A 19390-nucleotide genomic window follows, 5' to 3' on the forward strand; every position below is an offset into this window, starting at 1 on the left:
CGGGTGCGTTGGGCGCCGGTGATCACGACGGGGCGAACGTCGGTGTGGGAGAGATCGATCAGCATCGCCGTCTCCTCGAGGGAGTCGGTGCCGTGCAGGACGACGACACCGCTCACCGCGTCGTCACGCAGCGCCGCGGTGACGGCGCCGCGGACGGTGTCCATGTCGAGGAGCGACATCGCGGCACTGTCGACGCACAGGACGTCGGTGACTCGGACCCGGACTCCCACGCGGAGTCCGGCATCCACCAGGACGTCGTGGGCGTGACGGCCCGTGGTGCTGACACCGTCGGGGCCGACGCGGCTGGCGATGGTTCCGCCGGTGGTCAGGACGACGACCGTCGGCAGTGCGGGTGAACTCATCGGGCGACCGTTCCCCCTCCCGCACGGGCGCGCTCGCGGGCGAGCCGCTCGATGCCCGGTCGCGCTGCGCGCCAGCCGATGACCAGCGCGGGAACGATGACCAGGAGGGAGGCGAGCGTCCAGGTGCCGATCGGGTAGTCGAAGCCCATCAGGACCAGGACGACCACCAGGAAGACGAGGGTGGCGATGCCGGTGTACGGGGCGCCGAACAACCGGAAGGACGGCCGCGTCACCACGCCCTCCTTCGACAGGTGCCAGAGCTTGAGCTGGCACAACACGATCATGGCCCAGGCGCTGACGATGCCGAGCGCGGCGAGATTGAGCACGATCTCGAACGCCTGCTCGGGCACCACCGCGTTCAGCACCACTCCGAGCAGGGTAACCGCTGCCGTGAGCAGGATCCCGCCGTAGGGCACGCCGGCCTTGCTCATCTTCATCGCGAAGCGCGGCGCGCTGCCCGCCGCGGCCATCGATCGGAGGATACGACCGGTCGAGTAGAGCCCGGCATTGAGCGAGGACAGCGCCGCCGTCAGGACGATGAGGTTCATGGCGGTGTCCGCGCCCTCGACTCCGATCGAGCCGAAGAACGTGACGAACGGGCTCTCACCCGCGCGGTAGGCGGAGTAGGGCAGCAGGAGCGACAGCAGCAGCACGGACCCGACGTAGAAGACCGCGATGCGGATGATGACGGTGTTGATCGCCTTCGGAATGACCTTCTCGGGGTTCGGCGTCTCGCCTGCGGCGGTGCCGACCAGCTCGATGGAGGCGTAGGCGAACACGACGCCCTGGATGATGACGACGGCGGGCAGCAGACCGTTGGGGATCAGCCCGCCGTTGTCGGCGATCATCGACAGGCCCTGCTCCTGGTTCGGTGTCCCCTTGACGAGGAGGTAGAGGCCGATGCACAGGAACGCCACCAGGGCGAGCACCTTGATCAGGGCGAACCAGAACTCCAGCTCGCCGAAGACCTTGACCGACACCAGGTTCAGCGACAGAACCAGCAGCAGTGCGGCGAGGGCGAAGACCCACTGCGGTACCGACGCGATCGGGTCCCAGTAGCGGCCGAAGAAGTTCATGTAGAGCGCCACGGCGGTCACGTCGACGACGGCGGTCATCGACCAGTTGAGCCAGTACAGCCACCCGGAGACGAAGGCGGCCTTCTCCCCGAAGAACTCGCGAGCGTAGGACACGAAGGACCCGGACGTGGGCCGGTGCAGCACCAGTTCGCCGAGCGCCCGAAGGATGAGGAAAGCGAAGAACCCGCATACCGCGTACGCGATGACGAGTGCCGGGCCGGCCTGCGCCAGACGTCCGCCTGCACCCATGAAGAGGCCGGTTCCGATGGCGCCGCCGATGGCGATCATCTGGACCTGCCGCGTTTTCAGGCCTTTGTGATAGCCGTCGTTCTCGGCGGCGTGGAGGGCGTCGTCGGCGCCGTGCTGATCGGTGGTCGTGGTCATCGGGTCCTCAGTTCTGGAGGTTCGCGAGATGTTCGGGGCGGAGCAGTTCTTCGAGACGTGTCGCTGTCAGGAGGCCGCGTTCGAGCACCAGCTCCGCGACTCCTCGTCCGCTCTCGAGTGCCTCCTTGGCGATCTCGGTGGCGGCCTGGTATCCGATGTGCGGGTTGAGTGCCGTGACCAGTCCGATGGAGTGTTCGACGCTGTCTCGCAGGTGGGCCTCGTGCGCGGTGATCCCCACGACGCACTTGTCCGCGAGCGTCCGGCAGGCCGCACCCAGGTGCGTCATGCCGGAGGTGAGCGACTCCATGATGATGGGCTCGAAGGCGTTGAGCTGCAGCTGACCTGCCTCGGCCGCCATCGTGATGGTGACGTCCTGGCCGATGACCTGGAAGGCCACCTGGTTGAGCACCTCGGGGATGACGGGGTTGACCTTGCCGGGCATGATCGACGAGCCAGCCTGTACTGCGGGCAGGTCGATCTCGCCGAACCCTGCACGCGGTCCCGAGGAGAGGAGGCGGAGGTCGTTGCACACCTTCGACAGCTTCACGGCGCACCGCTTGAGTACTCCCGAGAGATGCACGAACTGACCGACGTCCTGCGTGGCCTCGACGAGATCCGTCGCGCTGACGAGGGGGAGTGCGGTGATCTCGCGGAGGTGCCGGACCGCTGCCTCGCGGTAGCCGGGGGCGGCGTTGAGTCCGGTGCCGATGGCGGTGGCGCCGATGTTGATCTCGTGCACCAACAGTGACGCCTCCTCGAGGCGGGCGCGGTCCTCGTCGATCATGACGGCGAACGTGCCGAACTCCTGGCCCAGTGTCATCGGCACGGCGTCCTGCAACTGGGTCCTGCCCATCTTGACGATGGAGCGGAACTCCTCTGCCTTCGCGCGGAAGGCGTCCTGCAGGATGCGCATCGACTCGGACAGTTCGGCCACCGCGAGGATCGTCGCGATGTTGCAGGCGGTGGGGTAGACGTCGTTGGTCGACTGGCCGAGGTTGACGTGCTCGTTGGGGTGCAGGTGCGCGTACTCGCCGGGACGGTGGCCGAGCAGCACCAGCGCGCGGTTGGCGATGACCTCGTTGGCGTTCATGTTGGTCGACGTGCCGGCGCCGCCCTGGATCACGTCGACGACGAACTGGTCGTGCCACCGGCCGTCCAGGATCTCGCGGGCGGCCTGCAGGATCGCGTCGCCGCGCACCTCGTCGAGAAGACCCAGTTCGATGTTGGCCGCCGCGGCCGCGTACTTCACGGCGGCGAGCGCGCGGATCAGCTTGGTGTTCGACGAGATCGGTCGTCCGGTGATGGGGAAGTTCTCGGTGGCGCGCAGAGTGTGGATGCCCCACAGCACGTCGGCGGGCACCTCGCGCTCTCCCAGCAGGTCGTGCTCGGTACGGGTGGCGGCCACGGCGTTCTCCTTCGCTTGCTGTCAGGCTGTCTGACAGGTTGAGTGTGAACCACGGCACAGTGGATGTCAACGGTGATCTGTCGGAGCCGGGCGCTACGGTCGGGTCGACACCGGACCTCACGGTCGGTGGGACACCACGACGTTCCAGGAGGGCCACGTGCTCGAGCTCCACCGCGCCGAACGCGCGAGCACGTTGGCCACCGGTCTCGCGACGCTGCTCGCCGAGCCCCTCGCGGACGCCTTCGCCGCAGACGTCGTCGCGGTCCCGGCGAAGGGCGTGGAGCGGTGGCTCCGACAACGGCTCTCCCTCTCGTTGGGGGCGGCAGGAGTGTCGGACGGCATCGCGGCGAACATCGACTTCCCGTCGCCCGGCCGCCTGGTCGACGACGTCCTGGCCGTGGTGACGGGCGTGGACGCCGACTCGGATCCGTGGGCCGCGGGCCCGTTGCTGTGGACTGTCCTACGCGTGATCGACGAGTGTTCGACCGAACCCTGGTGCTCGGTTCTCTCCCGGAGCATCGGCGGTGCGGCGGCGGCGCCCGACGATCACCGCCGTGGTCGACGCTGGTCCACCGCGTCCCACGTGTCCGGGCTCTTCCGTTCGTATGCCGCACAACGGCCCTCGATGATCGTCGACTGGGCGGCCGGTGCCGACACGGACGGCGCCGGCGCCCCGCTCGCGCCGGATCTCCTGTGGCAGGCGGAGCTGTGGCGCCGGGTGCGGGAGCGCATCGGGGTGCCCGGCCCCGCGGAGAGACTGGACCCGGTCTGCGACGCCCTCGCCGAGGACGGGTCGACGCTCGATCTTCCGTCGCGCCTGTCCCTGTTCGGGGCGACCCGTCTCACCACCCTGCAGCGACGCGTGCTGCGGGCGGTGGCCTATCACCGCGACGTCCATCTGTGGCTGCCACACCCCAGCCCGGTCTCGTGGGCTGCGACGTCCCGGCGTGCGGGCGCCGGGTCGGTGCGGCGTGTCGACGCGCCGCCGGTGTCGACGGCGGGTCATCCCCTGCTGGTGAGCCTCGGCCGCGACGTGCGCGAGTTGCAACCGCTTCTCGAACCGACGGCCGATGCGGACCGCCATCTCCCCGATCCGGAGCGGTCCGACGCGCGGCGTGTCGAGGCGTCGACGACGGTCCTGAGGCGGATGCAGAACGACATCGTGGCCGACCGCGCCCCGGCCGCGCCCGACGTCCCGGGGATGGACGACAGCGTGCAGATCCACGCCTGCCACGGCCCCGCCCGGCAGGTCGACGTGCTGCGCGACACCTTGCTGCACCTCTTCCAGGACGATCCGACGCTCGAACCGCGCGACGTCCTGATCATGTGCCCGGACGTGGACACCTTCGCTCCGCTCGTGCGAGCGGCCTTCGGGAACGAGGGCGCGGTGGGCGATCCCTCGGCGCACCCGGCGCACGGACTCCGCGTGCGGCTGGCGGATCGGGGGCTCCGGCGCACCAATCCCGTGCTCGACGTGATCGCGGCGATGATCGAGATGGCAGGGGACCGCGTCACCGCGTCGCAGATGCTCGATCTCGCTGCGTCCGAGGCTGTGCGGACCCGGTTCCGCTTCTCCGACGACGATCTCGAACGGCTCGCCGAGTGGACACGGGTGTCCGGTGCGCGTTGGGGCATCGACTCTGTGCAGCGAGAGTTGTTCGGTCTGGGCGACTTTCGTCAGAACACGTTCACCGCGGCCATGGACCGACTGCTGCTCGGCGCCGCTGCCGACGAGACCACGGGGGACTGGCTGGGCCTGGCTCTTCCCGTGGACGACGTCGACGGGAACGACATCGATCTCGCCGGTCGGTACGCAGAACTGGTCGACCGGGTCTCTGTCGTGTTGCGCGGTATGCGGGGCGAGCATCCGGTCCGGACGTGGCGCGCGAGCCTGATCCGAGCGATCGACCTGCTCACCGAGGTCGGGCCGGCCGACGTCCGACATCGGGTCGATGCGCTGCGGGAGCTGTCCGCCGCGCTGGAGCACGGTGACGACATCTCCCTGCAGCTCGCCGACATCCGGTCGATGTTGCGCGATCGCCTGGCCGGGCGCCCGACGCGATCGAACTTCCGCACCGGAGAACTGACGGTGTGCACCATGGTCCCGATGCGGTCGGTGCCGCACCGGGTGGTGGTGTTGCTCGGGCTCGACGACGACGTCTTCCCGCGCGCCGGCCACCTCGACGGCGACGACGTCCTCGCACGCGGTGCGCTGATCGGCGAGCGTGACATCCGCAGCGAGGACCGTCAGCTGCTGCTCGACGCCCTCATGTCGGCCGGCGAGAAACTGGTTCTCTTCCACACCGGGGCGAATCCGGTGTCGGGTGCCCACGAACCTCCCGCCATCCCGTTGTCCGAGGTCGTCGAGGTCGTGGCGGCCACGGCGGGGGTCGAGAACAACCGCGCGGTCACGCGGCACCCGCTGCAGCCGTTCGATCCGTCGATCTTCGACGGCAGCGCTCCCGCCGGGTTCGACAGTGCCGCGCTCGCGGGCGCGGTGGCGGCGAGCGCTCCCTTCGTGCCGCGGCAGCCGTTCCTCGACGGTCCGCTTCCAGCGCGAGACTCCGCGGACGTGGCGTTGGCGGAGCTGGTGGCGTTCGTGCAGAGCCCCGTCACCGCGTTCGTGCGGCAGCGACTGAAGGTGGGTCTGTCGGGGCGGGACGACGACGTCGTCGACGCCCTCGCCGTGGAGCTGGACGCGCTGTCGGCCTGGGACATCGGAGAGCGCATGCTGTCGGCGCTCCTGACCGGTGTGGAACTGGCCGACTTCCGGGCCGCGGAATGGCGCCGCGGAACGCTGCCGCCCTTCGCGCAGGGTGCGCGCCTGCTCGAGCAGATCGAGAACGACGTGGTGCCCATCGCCGACGCGGCGGCCGAGATCCACGTCGGGCCGCCGGAGAGTGTGGACGTCGTCGTGGATCTGGACGGGGGGCGGCGGCTCACGGGCACCGTTCCCGGGGTGCACGGCACCACCGTGGCGCGCACGTCCTATTCGAGGATGGCCCCGAAGCGGCGACTGGAGGCCTGGATCCACCTGCTGGCGGTCGCGGCGCAGAGCGGCTCGGACGGATGGACGGCGGTCACCACCGCGCGGGGTCGGTCCTCACGGCCCGTGTCGCGGTCGACCCTCACGACACCCGAGGACGCCCGCGCGGTTCTGGCAGAGCTGGCGGACCTGCGCGACCGCGGTCTGCGCGAGCCACTGCCTCTGGCGCTGAAGTCCGGGGAGGCGTACGCCGCCAAAGTCGTTCGGGGAAGCAGCGAGGAGATGGCCCTCACGGCGGCAGCTCAGCAGTTCTCGGATCGGTTCGGCGACGTCACGGAGCCGGCGGTACTTCTGGTGCACGGAAGCGGAGTCGACTTCGGGCAGTGGACAGCGATTCATCCGGCCGCCGACGAGGCGGCGTGGTCGGCCGACGGCACGCGCTTCGGTGTGCTCGCGCGACGAGTGTGGCAGCCGTTGCTCACCCACGAGAGCATGGAGCAGCGATGAGCGCTCTCGAAGGTATGGAGCAGCGATGAGCGCTCCCGAAGGTATGGAGCAGCGATGAGCGCTCCCGAGAGATCGGAGCAGCGATGAGCACGTTCGATCTGACAGGGCCGCTCCCGCTGGGCACCACCGTGCTCGAGGCGAGCGCCGGCACGGGCAAGACCTACGCCATCGTGGGCCTCGCCGCCCGCTACGTCGCCGAGGGCGTCACCGACATCGCGGGCGTACTGCTGGTGACGTTCAGCAAGGGCGCGACGCGCGAGCTACGCGAACGCACGCGCGCACGCTTCGCCGAGGTCGCGGCCGCCCTGGCGGATCCGTCGGCGGCCCGTTCGGGCGGTGACGAGCTGATCGCACTGCTCGCCGACGTCGACGACGACGAGGTGGTGCTGCGGCGCACTCGGCTGCTGACGGCGCTGTCGGAGTTCGACGCCGGGACGATCGCCACGACGCACAGCTTCTGCCAACGCATGCTCGACGGACTCGGGATCGCGGGCGAGCGGGAACCGGACGCGACCTTCGTCGAGTCCGTGGACGATCTCGTCGACGACGTGGTCGACGACCTGTATCTGCGTCGCTACAGCGCAGAGGTCGGTTCGCCGCCACTGACCGTCGCGCAGGCGCGCACGGTGGCCCGGGCCGCGGTCTCGGACCGGCGGGCCGTGCTCAGTCCGGACGCTCCCGACGACACGGCGGCCGGTCAGCGTGTCGCGGTGGCCCGCGAGGCGCGGGAGGAGACCGAGCGCCGGAAGCGGCGGCTCGGGGTCCGTGACTTCGACGACCTCCTCGAACTCCTGCACGGCGTGCTGTCGGACGAGACGCACGGCTCGGCCGCGTGCGCGCGTGTCCGCGAGAAGTTCACGGTGGTGCTCGTCGACGAGTTCCAGGACACCGACCCGCTGCAGTGGTCCATCCTGCGGAGGGCGTTCCACGGGCACTGCACCCTGGTTCTCGTCGGTGATCCCAAGCAGGCCATCTATGCGTTCCGCGGCGCCGAGGTGCTCAGCTACCTCGACGCGGTCGCGGTGGCGGACCGGCATCTGGCACTCACCACCAACTGGCGGAGCGACGCGGCCGTGATCGGCTCGCTCGCGCACCTGTACGAGGGTGCTGCACTGGGACATCCCGACATCGTCGTCACTCCGGTGACGGCATCGCACCGGGAACCTCGGCTGCTGGCCGCCACGACGCGGGACCCGCTGCCTCCAGTGCGCCTGCGCGTGTTCGGTCGAACGGGCTCCGGTCCGCTGAACAACAAGGGCCTCCCGGCCACCGAGAAGGTTCGACTGCGTATCGCCGACGACGTCGCGCAGGACATCGTCGCGCTTCTCGACGGCGACGCGATGCTGACGGTCGACGGCGCGTCGCCGCGGCCTGTCGCTCCCGGAGACATCGCCGTGCTCGTCCGGTCGGGCAGACAGGCCGAGCAGGTGCGGTCCGCTCTCGAGCGCGCCGGCGTGCCGTCCGTGCTGTACGGCGGCTCGTCGGTGTTCGCCACCGAGTCCGCGGTGCACTGGCTGCTGCTCCTGCAGGCGCTGGAGCAACCGCACCGTGCCGACGTCGTGCGGCGCGCCGCGCTCACACCGTTGCTCGGATGGTCTGCTCGCAGCCTCGACGAGGGTGGCGACGCCGCGACCTCCGCACTGAGTGCGCGCTGCCGCGAGTGGTCCGCGCTCGTCACGGGGGTGGGCTTCGCGGCGATGGTCGAGAATCTCACCGGATCCACCGAGCTCCAGAAACGTCTGCTGGCAACCGAATCCGGTGAACGCGATCTGACGGACCTGCGGCACGTCGCGCAACTCGTCCAGCGCGAGTCGCTCGAGGGCGGACACGGGGTGACCTCGTTGACCCGCTGGCTGGCCGACCGGATCCAGGACCCCACGAGCGGCGCTGTGGCCGACCGCAGCCGACGGCTCGACAGCGATGCCGAGGCCGTGCAGGTGGCCACGGTGCACGCGATGAAGGGGTTGGAGTTCCCGATCGTGTACGTCCCGTTCGGGTGGGGTGCCGCCGGATCGTTCGATCCGGACACCCTGCTCTTCCACGATGACGAGGGTGCGCGTGTGCGCGACGTCGGTGGGTCCTCCACTCCGGGGTACCGCGAACGCAAGCAGCGCCACGACGAGGAGGCGGCGGGCGAGGAGATGCGCCTCCTCTACGTCGCCCTGACCCGCGCGCAGTGCCGTCTGGTGCTGTGGTGGGCACCGACGGCGATCACGGCGGCGTCCCCGTTGCATCGACTGCTCTTCGGCAGAGTGCCCGGCATCGCGGAACCGGAGTCGACGGTGCGCCTGCAGGACGATGCCTCCGCGGCGACGACCCTGCAGTCGCGCTGCGGCAGCGCGATCGTCGTCGAGGCGGTGCAGGACGTGACGGTGGTGGCCCGGCCCGCGCGGACGTCCGAGAGAAGCGGCGGCGCACTGGCCGTCGCGCACTTCGACCGGAGGCTGGACACCGCGTGGCGGCGAACGTCCTACTCTGCGCTGACCGCGGGCGCGCACGATCAGCCGGTCGAGGTCGTCGAATCCGAGGACCCGATACTCGGCGACGAACCGGTGGAGGACCCGTTCGCGGCAGGTGTGGGCGCGGGGGCCCCCTCGCTCATGAACGGTCTGCCCGCGGGAGCCGCGTTCGGCACCCTGGTGCACGAGATTCTCGAGTACGTCGACACCTCCGTCGACGATCTGCCTGCAGAGGTGCAGCGCCGGTGTGTCGAGGCCGTCTCGGCACACGGTGCCGACATCGACGCGGATCATCTCTCTCGGGCGCTGACGGCCGTCCTGCGCACGCCCCTGGACTTCGGCGCGGCGGGCACCGGCACGCTCGCCGAGGTCCACCCGTCGAACAGGCTCGCCGAGATGGACTTCGAGATCCCGTTGTTGGGCGGTGACCACGCCGCGACGGCGCACGTGACCGTGCACGCCGTCGCCGACCTCGTGGCGGACCACCTCGCTTCGGACGACGTGCTCGCGGCCTATCCGCAGCGGATGCGCCGACTCGACGACCGGACGCTCCGGGGCTACCTCACCGGCAGTGTCGACACGGTCCTGCGTGTCGGGTCGTCCGACGATTCCCGCTACGTGGTGGTGGACTACAAGACCAATCGCATCAGAAGTGGCGACCTCACCGTCGACGACTTCACGGTCGAGGACATGGCCGGCGAGATGATGGAGTCGCACTATCCGCTGCAGGCACTGCTCTATTCCGTTGCGCTGCATCGTTATCTCCGGTGGCGTCGGCCCGGGTACGACCCCCGCGTGCACCTCGGAGGAGTGCAGTACCACTTCGTCCGCGGCATGATCGGCCCGGACACTCCGCCCGGGCGCGGGGTCTTCTCCTGGGCGCCGTCCCCCGATCTCGTGACGGCGCTGTCCGATCTGCTCGCAGGAGTCCGGTCGTGACCGCGGCGTACCCGGGCGCTGTCGCGCAGCGCGGCAAGGGAGTGCTGCGCGCGTTCAACGACGTCGGCGTCCTCACCGCGGCCGACGTGCACGTCGCCCTCCGACTCGGCGCACTCGGCGGGGAACGGGACGAACTGGCGCTGTTCGCCGTGGCACTCGCCGTGCGCGCGGTGCGCGTCGGCTCGGTGTGCCTGGACCTGACCCGCCTGCGCGACGTCACGGCCGACGACGGGGTCGACACGGACGCTCTGCCGTGGCCGGACGACGCGGCGGTCGTGGCCGCCCTCCGGGCGAGCCCACTCGTCCTGGGCGGGGAGAGCGGTCCGCTGCGACCGGTGCTCGTGGTGGACACCGCGGACGGCCCGTTGCTCTACCTGCAGCGGTACTACCTGCAGGAGAAAGTGATCCGGGACGTGCTTGCGGCGCGCGCACTCGACGCGCCGGCCGTCGACGTGGAGGCGGTGCGGCACGGACTGGCCACCTACTTCCCGAGCACCGAGGTGCCCGACAGGCAGCGCATCGCGGCGGCACTCGCGGCGACCGGGTGGACCACCGTCATCGCGGGCGGCCCCGGAACGGGCAAGACGCACACGGTCGCTCGCATTCTCGCTCTGCTCACCGCCGTGCACGGACCCGGTCTACGGATCGGGCTCGCCGCGCCGACCGGAAAAGCGGCTGCGCGACTGCAGGAGTCAGTGGCCGAGCAGGCACCGGAACTGGGACTGCGAGACGACATCCCGGCGATGACGGTGCATCGGCTGCTGGGCTGGCAGCCCGGCAGCCGCAGTCGGTTCCGCCACGACGCACACAACAGGCTCCCGTACGACGTGGTCGTCGTCGACGAGACGTCCATGGTGTCGTCCACGCTGATGAGCCGACTCATGGAGGCGGTCCGCGCCGACATCAGGCTCGTACTGGTCGGCGATCCCGACCAGCTGACCTCGGTGGACGCGGGCGCGGTGTTGGCCGATCTGGTCGCGCGGCCGGTGACGGCGGCGTTGCCGGAGGTGGTCACCGCCCTGGTGGGCGCCGACCTCGGGTCCGTCCCGGCGGCGGGGGACTCGTCGGAGAAGAGTCTCTCGACGGGCGAGGTGCGCCGACTCGCCGCGGGCACCGTGCGACTGAGCCGCGGGCGTCGGTTCGGCGGTGTCATCGCCGATCTCGCCGTCGCTGTGCGTGACGGCGACGAAGACGAGGTGGTGCGCCTGCTGAACTCGGGCGATCCCGCCCTCGAGTTCGGTCCGCGGTCCGACGTGTCATCGCTCGAACGCGATGTGGTCTCCACCGCCCGGGCCGTGACCGCGGCCGCCGCGTCCGGTGATGCGGCCGCGGCCCTCGCCGCTCTCGAGCGGCACCGCCTGTTGTGCGCGCACCGCGAGGGCCCCTCCGGTGTGGATCACTGGGCACGGTGGGCGATGGACCGCGTGGGCGCCGACACCTCGACCTTCCTCGACGCCGCACAGTGGTATCTCGGGCAACCGCTCCTGGTGACGACGAACGACCACGACAACCGTATCTACAACGGCGACACCGGCGTGGTCGTCGACGACGGACACGGCGGCGTGGTCGCCGCGTTCGCGCGCGGGTCGACTCCGTTCCTCGTTCATCCCAGCAGGCTGTCGGCCGTGCAGACGGTGTACGCCATGACGATTCACCGCAGTCAGGGAAGCCAGTACGACACCGTGTCGGTGGTCATCCCGGACGAGACGTCGTCGCTGTTGACGAGGGAACTGCTGTACACGGCCATCACGCGCGCCCGCCGCACCGTGCGCATCATCGGCAGCGAGGAGTCGGTGCGCGCCGGTGTCCGTCGCCGGGTGCTGCGGGCCAGCGGACTGCGTCGCGACTCGCCGGTGCCCTTCGGTCACTCCTGATCCACCCCGCGCGCGGCGTCTCGTGGCAGTCGGTTGTCCGAGCACTGTCCGCACGTCGTGCGTGTGCGCTATATTCTCCTCGACTGCGGTCGGGGGGACCGTTACAGGCGGTGAAAACAGGACGGGGGACAGGGTATGAGGAGTCGTCACCACCTGCCTGTCGTCCGGTCCACCTTGGCACCGAGCTGCGACGAGCTCGCCTAGTGTCCACATTCCTCACCCCGGGCGTCGAACACGAACCGCGACCGCACCGCCGCGGGTTGTTCGGCTCGCACCCCGGGACCACCGAGAGCGAGGATCGGCGGGTCCTGTCCGGCGCTCTCCCCGTCCGACACCGCATCGTGATCGCCGACATCGGTCTCGGCGTGGATCTCGGCACCGATGCGTTGGCCGGGATGTCCGCCGCGGTCGGCGAGCGTCGGCCGGGGGGCGTGATCGCCTGGGATCTGGCCGGTGAGGCCACCGGGCACGGTGCCGCCGCGCAGATCGCCGAGGACGTCGAGGCCCTGGTGGCACCCGAGTGCGATCCGCGAGCACTGTCCCACTACGTCGACACCCGGCCCGAAGGGCACGATGCTCTCGGAGCGGATGCGTCGCTGCAGGACCCGCACGCCATCGAGGCCGTTCTGACCGTCCTGACGCACCACCGGCAGACCGTCGTCGTGCACGCCCGCAGCGACGAGCCGTACTTCGTCGCGATGATCGACGACGCGGACTCGATCGTCGTCCCGATTCCCCATTCCGAGGCCGCCGCACTGCGCGTCGTGGCACTGATGGACTCGCTCCGCGGCAGCGGACGCGACACCTGGTCGGATCGCATCGTCGTCGTCAAACACGATGCGGTACATGCCGGTTCGCGGTCCGGCTCCACGGATCTGCGACGCGTGCTCGGGGATGCGGGCGTCCGCACCGTGCTGGACGTGCCGTCCACGTCGGACTCCGATGCGGACGTTCGCCGCGCCTGGTCGCACGTCGCCGCCGTCGTGATGCGGACGCGCGGGCCGGTACGCCCGATCGTTCCCGACGCGCACCCGGGTCTGCACGCCGACGACCACACACCCTCCTTCGACAGCACGACGGCGACACTGCGCGCGCGCTCTGCCGACACCCGGCCGAGTCGTCGCAGCGGGCGACTTCCCGCCCTCGCCGCCCTCGGTGCCCTTCTCGTCGCGGGAGGACTCGGCACCGCCGTCATGATGCAGCGCGCCCCCGCGGATTCCGCACCGGTCCCGGTCGCCACCGCGGGTGTCGGTGCGGACGCGGCCGATCAGACCGCGTCGGCGGCGCCGCCGCCGATCGATGCGGCCCGCGCGAGTGGTCCCGCCGTGATCGTGCGCTACGACGATCTGTACTACCGAGATCGCGACGCCGCAGCGGCCGCAGCGCTCTGGGATCTGTCCGACACGGCCGGTGTGTACGCCACGGTGGCCGATCTGCAGCGATCCATCGACGCGGTGGACCCGGCGATACGGCACCGCATAGACGTGGCGTCCACCTCCGACCCGCTCGTCTTCGACGCCGTCCTGACACTCACGGTTCCGGACGGCCGGGAGTTCCGGTACGACCAGCAGTTCACGGTGCGGGAGGACGACGACGGCTTCGCCATCGTCCGCAAGATCGACTGCACCGGCGTCTGTCCCGCTCCGTGATCCGTCTTCCGGCCCTCCTCCCGCCACGACTCGAGAGAGACACACGATGACGCACCGCGCGCCCGTACGCCGCCGACGCACAGTGGGATCCGGTCTGGCCGTGAGTGCGATGGCCGTGGGTGCCTGGGGGCTGGTGACCTGCGCGTCCGTCCTCGTCGCTCCCGCGGCGTCCGCTGCCCCGACATCGGTGAACGACGAACCGAACACGGCGGCGGAGAAGGTCGCCGAGAGCAGGCGTCGCGACGAGTTGTCGCAGAAGGAGCGCGCGGCAGAGGACGCGGAACGCGAACGCCAGGAGAAGGAAGCGAAGCAGGCAGCCGACGACCTCGCGGCGCAGGAAGCCGACGAGCGGAGAGAGCGGCGAGAGGACCAGGCCGCAGCCGTGCAGAACGGCACCGCGCCGGCGCCGGCACCGTTCGTCTTCCAGCTTCCGCCGCTTCCGTTCGAGATCCCCGGCGTCACGCCGCCCGCCCCGGCGGTCACGGCACCCGAGCCGGTCGCGCCGCCGGTCGACACGGCACCGCCGCCCCCCGCGACGGCCCCGGCTCCGGTGGTCGACGACGTCGCCGACGTCGTCGAGGTCGAGGAGGCTCCCGCGCCGACGCCGGCCGTCACGGCACCTGCCGCGCCGGCACCGGTTCCCGAGCCGGACCCCGCACCGTCGCGCCCCGACCCGACACCGGGTCCCGGCCCCGCGCCGCTCCCCGCCACTCCCCAGGTGCAGTCCGGTGGTCATGGGCCGCACACCGGCCCCGATCCGGATCGCGACCCGATCGATCCTCCGTCGCCGCCTCCCGGTGACGACGACGAGCCCCGTCAGCCGTCGCCGAGAGCTGCGACGATGAGCAACCCGGCTCCGCCGTCGGTGAGCAACCCGGCTCCGCCGTCGGTGAGCAACCCGGCTCCGCCGTCGGCGAGCAACCCGGCTCCGCCGTCGGCGAGCGACACCGCGCCGCAGTCGGTGCAGCCGTCCGGAGAAGGTCGGCACGCGGCACCCGACCCGGGCTGGACGAATCCCGTTCCCGGGCGCTGACCCGTCACCGACGAAGTACGAGGATGCCGTTCACGTCGGAGACGACCGAGTAACCGTCCGCGAGAGCTGCACTGATCGCCGTGTTGTCGCCCGACTCGTCCTTGGGCCACCCGGCGGGCCGGCCGATGTTCACGACGATCCAGTCCGGTGTCGTGGAATCGGTCTCCCGCTGCGGGAACACCGAGACGGGGTGGTCGGACACGAACTGCGGGACCAGGTTGTTGGAGGCCGACACGCGGTCCCCTGGCGGTATGGATGCCGACACGGCTCTCGCGGTGGTCACCTGCGGGTCGACGCGCCACCCGTCGGCGTCGGCGAGCCGAGCCAGCGGCTGGAAGGGCAGCGCGACCAGAGCGACGGCGGCGACGGCGGCGAGCACCACTCTCTGGGCACGCGGTGACAGGTGCATGTCGCGCCGACCGCGAATGAGTGCATCGATCAACGCGGCGAACAGGATCGGCATCAGGATCGCGTTGTAATGAAAGATCGGCTTCCAGAAATTGGTGTTGTCGCTGAGGAACCGCCATGCGACGGTGGGTACTGCCACCAGCGTCAACGGTGACCGCAGTGCTGCGAAGCCGGTGACGGCCAACAGCAGTAGCACGGTCGCGGCACGCGAGTCCCCGCTGACGAGACCGTGTGTCGTGTCGGCGATGCCCTCACCGAGGGGCGGAAGTTTGGAACCCTGACCGTAGGCGTCGTCGGCGCTCAGCAGCGGTATGACCACCGTGATGGCCAGCACGATCCACGCCGCGCCCCACGCGGCCGTCGCCAGGCCCAGAATCCGTGTGCGACCCGTGGTCCACCAGGCGATCAGGGCGCCGATCACGATGACGGTCAGCCCCATGTCCTCCTTGACGAAGACGAGCGGGAGCGTCCACGCCACCGCGGCACGCCAGTGCCCCTGGCCGAGCGCTGCCATGGCGAAGGCCAGCATCGGGACGCCGAAGGCGATCTCGTGGAAGTCGAAGTTCAGTGCCGACTGCAGGCCCCACGACAGTCCGTAGCCGAGGGCCACCACGATGCCCGCGACGGTGCCGAGGCTGCGGCACGCCCACCGGGAGAGGGGCACGACACCCACGGCGAACAGGACGCCCTGGGCGATCAGCAGGGTCTCGGGGACAGGGGCGAGTCGGTAGAAGGGCGCGAGCAGTGCGGTGATCGGAGAGAAGTGATCACCGAGCGTGTTGTAGCCCGTGCCCAGCAGATCCGACGTCGGCGCGTCGAGGCGTGCGTACGAGGCGATCTGCTGCACGAAGATGCCGAGGTCGAAACCGGAGGTGCGCAGCTGGTGCTGACCGACGACGGACAGTGCGCTGTAGAGCGGGGCGAGCAGGAGGAAGGCGATCGTCGGGACCGCGATGTCCGCGCGGCGGGCGCGACGCAGCATCTCCTGCGGTCGGCGCGCCCCGCCGGACGGGGCGGCCGCTGCAGTCTCCGCAGAAGGTCTGGTTGCCGTCACAGGAGATAATTTCTACACGAACTTCGTGTGATCAGGCTGTGAACGCGAGGTGCGGCCGCCCCGGCTCAGCACGTCAGCGGCTCACCGCCTTGGTGTAGCGATGGATGGCGAACGGTACGAAGACGATCAGGATGAGGATCGACCATCCCACCGTCGCGAGCACCGGGTGTTGGAGTGGCCACGCGTCCGGAGGCGGCATCGTCGGGTTCGTGTTCCCGAACAGCACCCGGCTCGCCTGCGTGATGGCGGAGACAGGATTCCACTCGGCGATGGGTTGCAGGATCCCGGGCAGATCCTGACTCTGCACGAACGTGTTGGCGATGAACGTCAGCGGGAAGATGACGATGAAGCTGGCGTTGTTGAACACCTCGGGCGTCCGGATCCACAGTCCGATCACCGCCATCACCCAGGACAGTGCGTAGGCGAAGAGCAGCAGCAGCCCGAATCCCGCCGCGGCCTCCCAGAACGACGACCGGATGCGCCAGCCGACCAGCAGACCGGTCAGGGACATCACGACCAGGCTGATGACGTTGATGACGATGTCGCTGCTGGTCCGTCCGACGAGCACCGCGGACGGAGCCATGGGCAGGGAGCGGAAGCGGTCGATGATGCCCTTCTGCATGTCCTCCGCGAGCCCGAGGCCGGTCCACGTGGACCCGAAGATGACGGTCTGCGCGAAGATGCCGGCGATGAGGAACTCGCGGTAGGACATGCCGGGGATCTCGATGGCCGACCCGAAGATGTACGCGAAGACCAGGACGAACATGATCGGCGAGAGCAGCGTGAAGACGATGAGGTCGGGGACGCGCTTGATCTTGATGAGGTTGCGTCGGGCGATGGTCGCGCCGTCGCTCAGCGCCGTGGTGGGTGAGTTCATCGGGCCGTCTCCTGTCCGCTGGGCTGCTGATCGGCCGCGTCGGGCCGGGTCGACGTCTGGCCGGTGAGAGTGAGGAAGACGTCGTCGAGGCTGGGCTTGCCCAGCGAGGCGTCGGCAGGGGTGACGCCGTTCTCGCGGAGCAGGACCAGCGCGTCGACGAACGTGGTGGTCCCGTCGTCCGCACCGACCGTGAGCCGCCGGGACGCGGCATCGGAGGTGACCTGACCCGGTGCGAAACGCTCCATGACGCCCTGCGCCGTCGTCAGATCGCCGTCCGTGTCGAAGGCGAACTCCAGCCTGGCTCCGCCCACTCGCGACTTCAGTTCGTCGGCGGTGCCGCGCTCGATGACGCGACCACGATCGATCACCGCGATCTCGTCGGCCAGCTGGTCCGCTTCCTCGAGGTACTGGGTGGTGAGGAGCAGGGTCGTCCCGCCCTGCACCAGTTCCTCGATCACCGACCACAGCTCGAGGCGGGCGCGAGGATCGAGCCCGGTGGTGGGCTCGTCGAGGAAGAGGACCGGTGGATCGGCGACGAGGGCGCCCGCCAGGTCCAGGCGTCGGCGCATCCCACCCGAGTAGCCCTTGACCGGCCGGTCGGCCGCCTCGACGAGGTCGAACCGTTCGAGCAGTTCACGTGCCCGATCACGGCTGCGCTTCTTCCCGAGGTGGTACAGCCGGCCGACCATGTCGAGGTTCTCGAAGCCCGTCAGATACTCGTCCACCGCGGAGTACTGCCCCGAGACGCCGATGCGTGAGCGGAGTGCCGCCGCGTCGGCGACGACGTCGAGGCCCGCCACCCGTGCGGTGCCGGCGTCGGCCCGCAGCAGTGTGGTGAGCACGCGGATGGTGGTGGTCTTCCCGGCTCCGTTGGGCCCGAGCAGTGCCATGACCGTGCCCTCGGGCACCTCGAGATCGAGACCGTCGAGTGCGTCGACGCCCCCGTACCGTTTGACGAGGCCGACCGCGCTGATGGCGGTGGCACCCGAACTGCGTGAGGCCATGAGACTTCCCTTCCGGACGTGACACGACGATGCGCCCGTCGGATGTGACTCGGCCGAGCGTCGGAACTCATCACAGCACGCAGGTACGACACGGTCGGGTTTCCGCGGAGTCCGCATCGGCTACTCCCTGTGCAGGTGACGCGCGGCCCGACTCGGTCGGCGCGCACGGCTCATGAAGAGGGGTACAACGTGTCCGAGTACGACTACGTCATCGTCGGTGGAGGAATGGTGGCCGACAACGCCGCCAAGGGGATCCGCGAGCACGACGAGAACGGCACCATCCTCGTCGTCGGCTCCGACGTCGACGGTCCCTACACCCGCCCCGCGCTGAGCAAGAAGTTGTGGACCGACGCGGAGTTCACCACCGACGAGGTGCCGTTGGGCACCGAGGAGACGGGTGCGACGCTGGTGCTGTCGACGACGGTCACGTCGATCGATCGCGACGCCCGCACGGTGACCACCGACAAGGGGGACACCCACCACTACGGATCGCTGTTGCTGGCGACCGGGGCGACCCCGACGACGCTGGACCTGCGTCCGTCCGAGCGGGTCGTCTACTTCCGCACCTTCGCGGACTACCGACGCCTGCGGGCGCTGGCGACGGAGGGCACCCGCATCGTCGTGGTGGGCGGTGGTTACATCGGCACCGAGATCGCCGCGGCGCTCGCGCAGAACAAGGTCACCGTCACCCTGGTGAGCAGTGACGACGTGGTGGGCGGCCACATGTTCCCCGCGGACCTCGCGTCGGTGTTCCAGCAGGACTTCGAGGACCACGGCGTCACGGTCCGCACGGGTGTGAAGGTCGACTCCGGTGCGCAGCAGGGCAATGCGGTGTCGCTGACCCTCAGCGACGGTTCCACGATCGATGCCGACGCGGTGGTCTTCGGGCTCGGCGTGACGCCGAACACCGACCTCGCGGAGCAGTCGGGGCTCGACGTCGACAACGGCATCGTGGTCGACGAGTTCCTGCGCACGGCGGACGAGCACGTCTACGCCGCGGGCGACGTCGCCAACTACCCCGACGCGATCCTGGGCCGTCGTCGCATCGAGCACGTGGACAACGCCAACAGCATGGGAAAGACGGTCGGCAAGATCATGGCCGGCTCCACCGAGCCGTACACGTACACGCCGTACTTCTACTCCGACGTGTTCGACAACGGTTACCAGGCGGTGGGCACGATGAGCACCGACCTCAGGACGGTCGAGGACTGGAAGACGCCAGGCAAGGAGGGTGTCGTGTACTACCTCGACGACGACTCCGTGCTGCGCGGTGTGCTGATGTGGAACGTGTGGGAAGGACTCGACACCGCGCGCGAGATGCTGAAGAGCGGCGAGAAGCGCGACGACGAGTCCCTGCTCGGCGCGATCTGACG

11 protein-coding genes and 1 pseudogene are annotated in these 19390 nt (G+C 69.9%); 6 read left to right on the top strand and 6 right to left on the bottom strand.

All coding sequences use genetic code 11. From position 1 onward, the window contains the following. Positions 1-62: 62 nt before the first annotated feature. From QE397_RS03835 to QE397_RS03845, 3 genes and pseudogenes are all read right to left on the bottom strand, one after another. Positions 63-362 (bottom strand): annotated as a pseudogene (locus tag QE397_RS03835) (asparaginase domain-containing protein); the annotation flags it as partial. Beyond that, positions 359-1822, bottom strand: coding sequence for an amino acid permease (locus tag QE397_RS03840; RefSeq protein ID WP_222639145.1), 1464 nt, complete (start codon positions 1820-1822; stop codon positions 359-361). The pseudogene QE397_RS03835 and the gene QE397_RS03840, both read right to left, overlap by 4 nt. Before the next feature lie 7 nt (positions 1823-1829). Further along, the gene (locus tag QE397_RS03845) at positions 1830-3227 is read right to left on the bottom strand and encodes an aspartate ammonia-lyase (protein WP_056448361.1); all 1398 of its coding nucleotides are present in this window, start codon (positions 3225-3227) and stop codon (positions 1830-1832) included. A gap of 157 nt (positions 3228-3384) precedes the next feature. Between QE397_RS03845 and recC the strand changes: the two genes are divergently transcribed. From recC to QE397_RS03870, 5 genes are all read left to right on the top strand, one after another. Continuing rightward, positions 3385-6720 (top strand): exodeoxyribonuclease V subunit gamma, encoded by a 3336-nt coding sequence (gene recC / locus QE397_RS03850; RefSeq protein ID WP_307091866.1) that lies wholly within the window; start codon positions 3385-3387, stop codon positions 6718-6720. Between the two features lie 83 nt (positions 6721-6803). Next, on the top strand, positions 6804-10118 hold the full coding sequence (locus QE397_RS03855; RefSeq protein WP_307091868.1) for a UvrD-helicase domain-containing protein: 3315 nt from the start codon (positions 6804-6806) through the stop codon (positions 10116-10118). Next, positions 10115-11992, top strand: a complete 1878-nt coding sequence (recD, locus tag QE397_RS03860) for an exodeoxyribonuclease V subunit alpha (protein ID WP_307091870.1) — start codon at positions 10115-10117, stop codon at positions 11990-11992. The genes QE397_RS03855 and recD overlap by 4 nt, the downstream gene beginning before the upstream one ends. Before the next feature lie 203 nt (positions 11993-12195). Next, positions 12196-13641 (top strand): hypothetical protein, encoded by a 1446-nt coding sequence (locus tag QE397_RS03865; protein WP_307091872.1) that lies wholly within the window; start codon positions 12196-12198, stop codon positions 13639-13641. A 46-nt stretch (positions 13642-13687) separates the two neighbouring features. Continuing rightward, positions 13688-14674, top strand: coding sequence for a hypothetical protein (locus QE397_RS03870; protein ID WP_307091873.1), 987 nt, complete (start codon positions 13688-13690; stop codon positions 14672-14674). Positions 14675-14678: 4 nt separating this feature from the next. On the opposite strand, the gene QE397_RS03875 is transcribed toward QE397_RS03870, so the two are convergent. The 3 genes from QE397_RS03875 to QE397_RS03885 form a co-directional block, all read right to left on the bottom strand. After that, positions 14679-16136: a DUF2079 domain-containing protein gene (locus QE397_RS03875; protein WP_307091875.1), complete on the bottom strand. Its 1458-nt coding sequence runs from the start codon at positions 16134-16136 to the stop codon at positions 14679-14681. A gap of 73 nt (positions 16137-16209) precedes the next feature. Beyond that, the gene (locus QE397_RS03880) at positions 16210-17013 is read right to left on the bottom strand and encodes an ABC transporter permease (RefSeq protein ID WP_027504944.1); all 804 of its coding nucleotides are present in this window, start codon (positions 17011-17013) and stop codon (positions 16210-16212) included. After that, positions 17010-18017 (bottom strand): ATP-binding cassette domain-containing protein, encoded by a 1008-nt coding sequence (locus QE397_RS03885; protein WP_307091878.1) that lies wholly within the window; start codon positions 18015-18017, stop codon positions 17010-17012. Before QE397_RS03885 ends, QE397_RS03880 begins: the two co-directional genes overlap by 4 nt. 189 nt (positions 18018-18206) lie before the next feature. On the opposite strand from QE397_RS03885, the gene QE397_RS03890 reads away from it, so the two are divergent. Continuing rightward, positions 18207-19388: an NAD(P)/FAD-dependent oxidoreductase gene (locus QE397_RS03890; protein ID WP_307091880.1), complete on the top strand. Its 1182-nt coding sequence runs from the start codon at positions 18207-18209 to the stop codon at positions 19386-19388. Positions 19389-19390: the final 2 nt, after the last annotated feature.

Origin of the sequence: Rhodococcus sp. SORGH_AS_0301, assembly GCF_030818285.1 — a bacterium.
GTDB lineage: Bacteria > Actinomycetota > Actinomycetes > Mycobacteriales > Mycobacteriaceae > Rhodococcoides.

Excerpts from the sequence above, each read along its gene's own strand:
- QE397_RS03840 (WP_222639145.1), bottom strand. The coding sequence starts at position 1,822 with ATGACCACGACCACCGATCAGCACGGCGCCGACGACGCCCTCCACGCC.
- QE397_RS03855 (WP_307091868.1), top strand. The coding sequence starts at position 6,804 with ATGAGCACGTTCGATCTGACAGGGCCGCTCCCGCTGGGCACCACCGTG.
- QE397_RS03870 (WP_307091873.1), top strand. The coding sequence starts at position 13,688 with ATGACGCACCGCGCGCCCGTACGCCGCCGACGCACAGTGGGATCCGGT.
- QE397_RS03880 (WP_027504944.1), bottom strand. The coding sequence starts at position 17,013 with ATGAACTCACCCACCACGGCGCTGAGCGACGGCGCGACCATCGCCCGA.
- QE397_RS03885 (WP_307091878.1), bottom strand. The coding sequence starts at position 18,017 with ATGGCCTCACGCAGTTCGGGTGCCACCGCCATCAGCGCGGTCGGCCTC.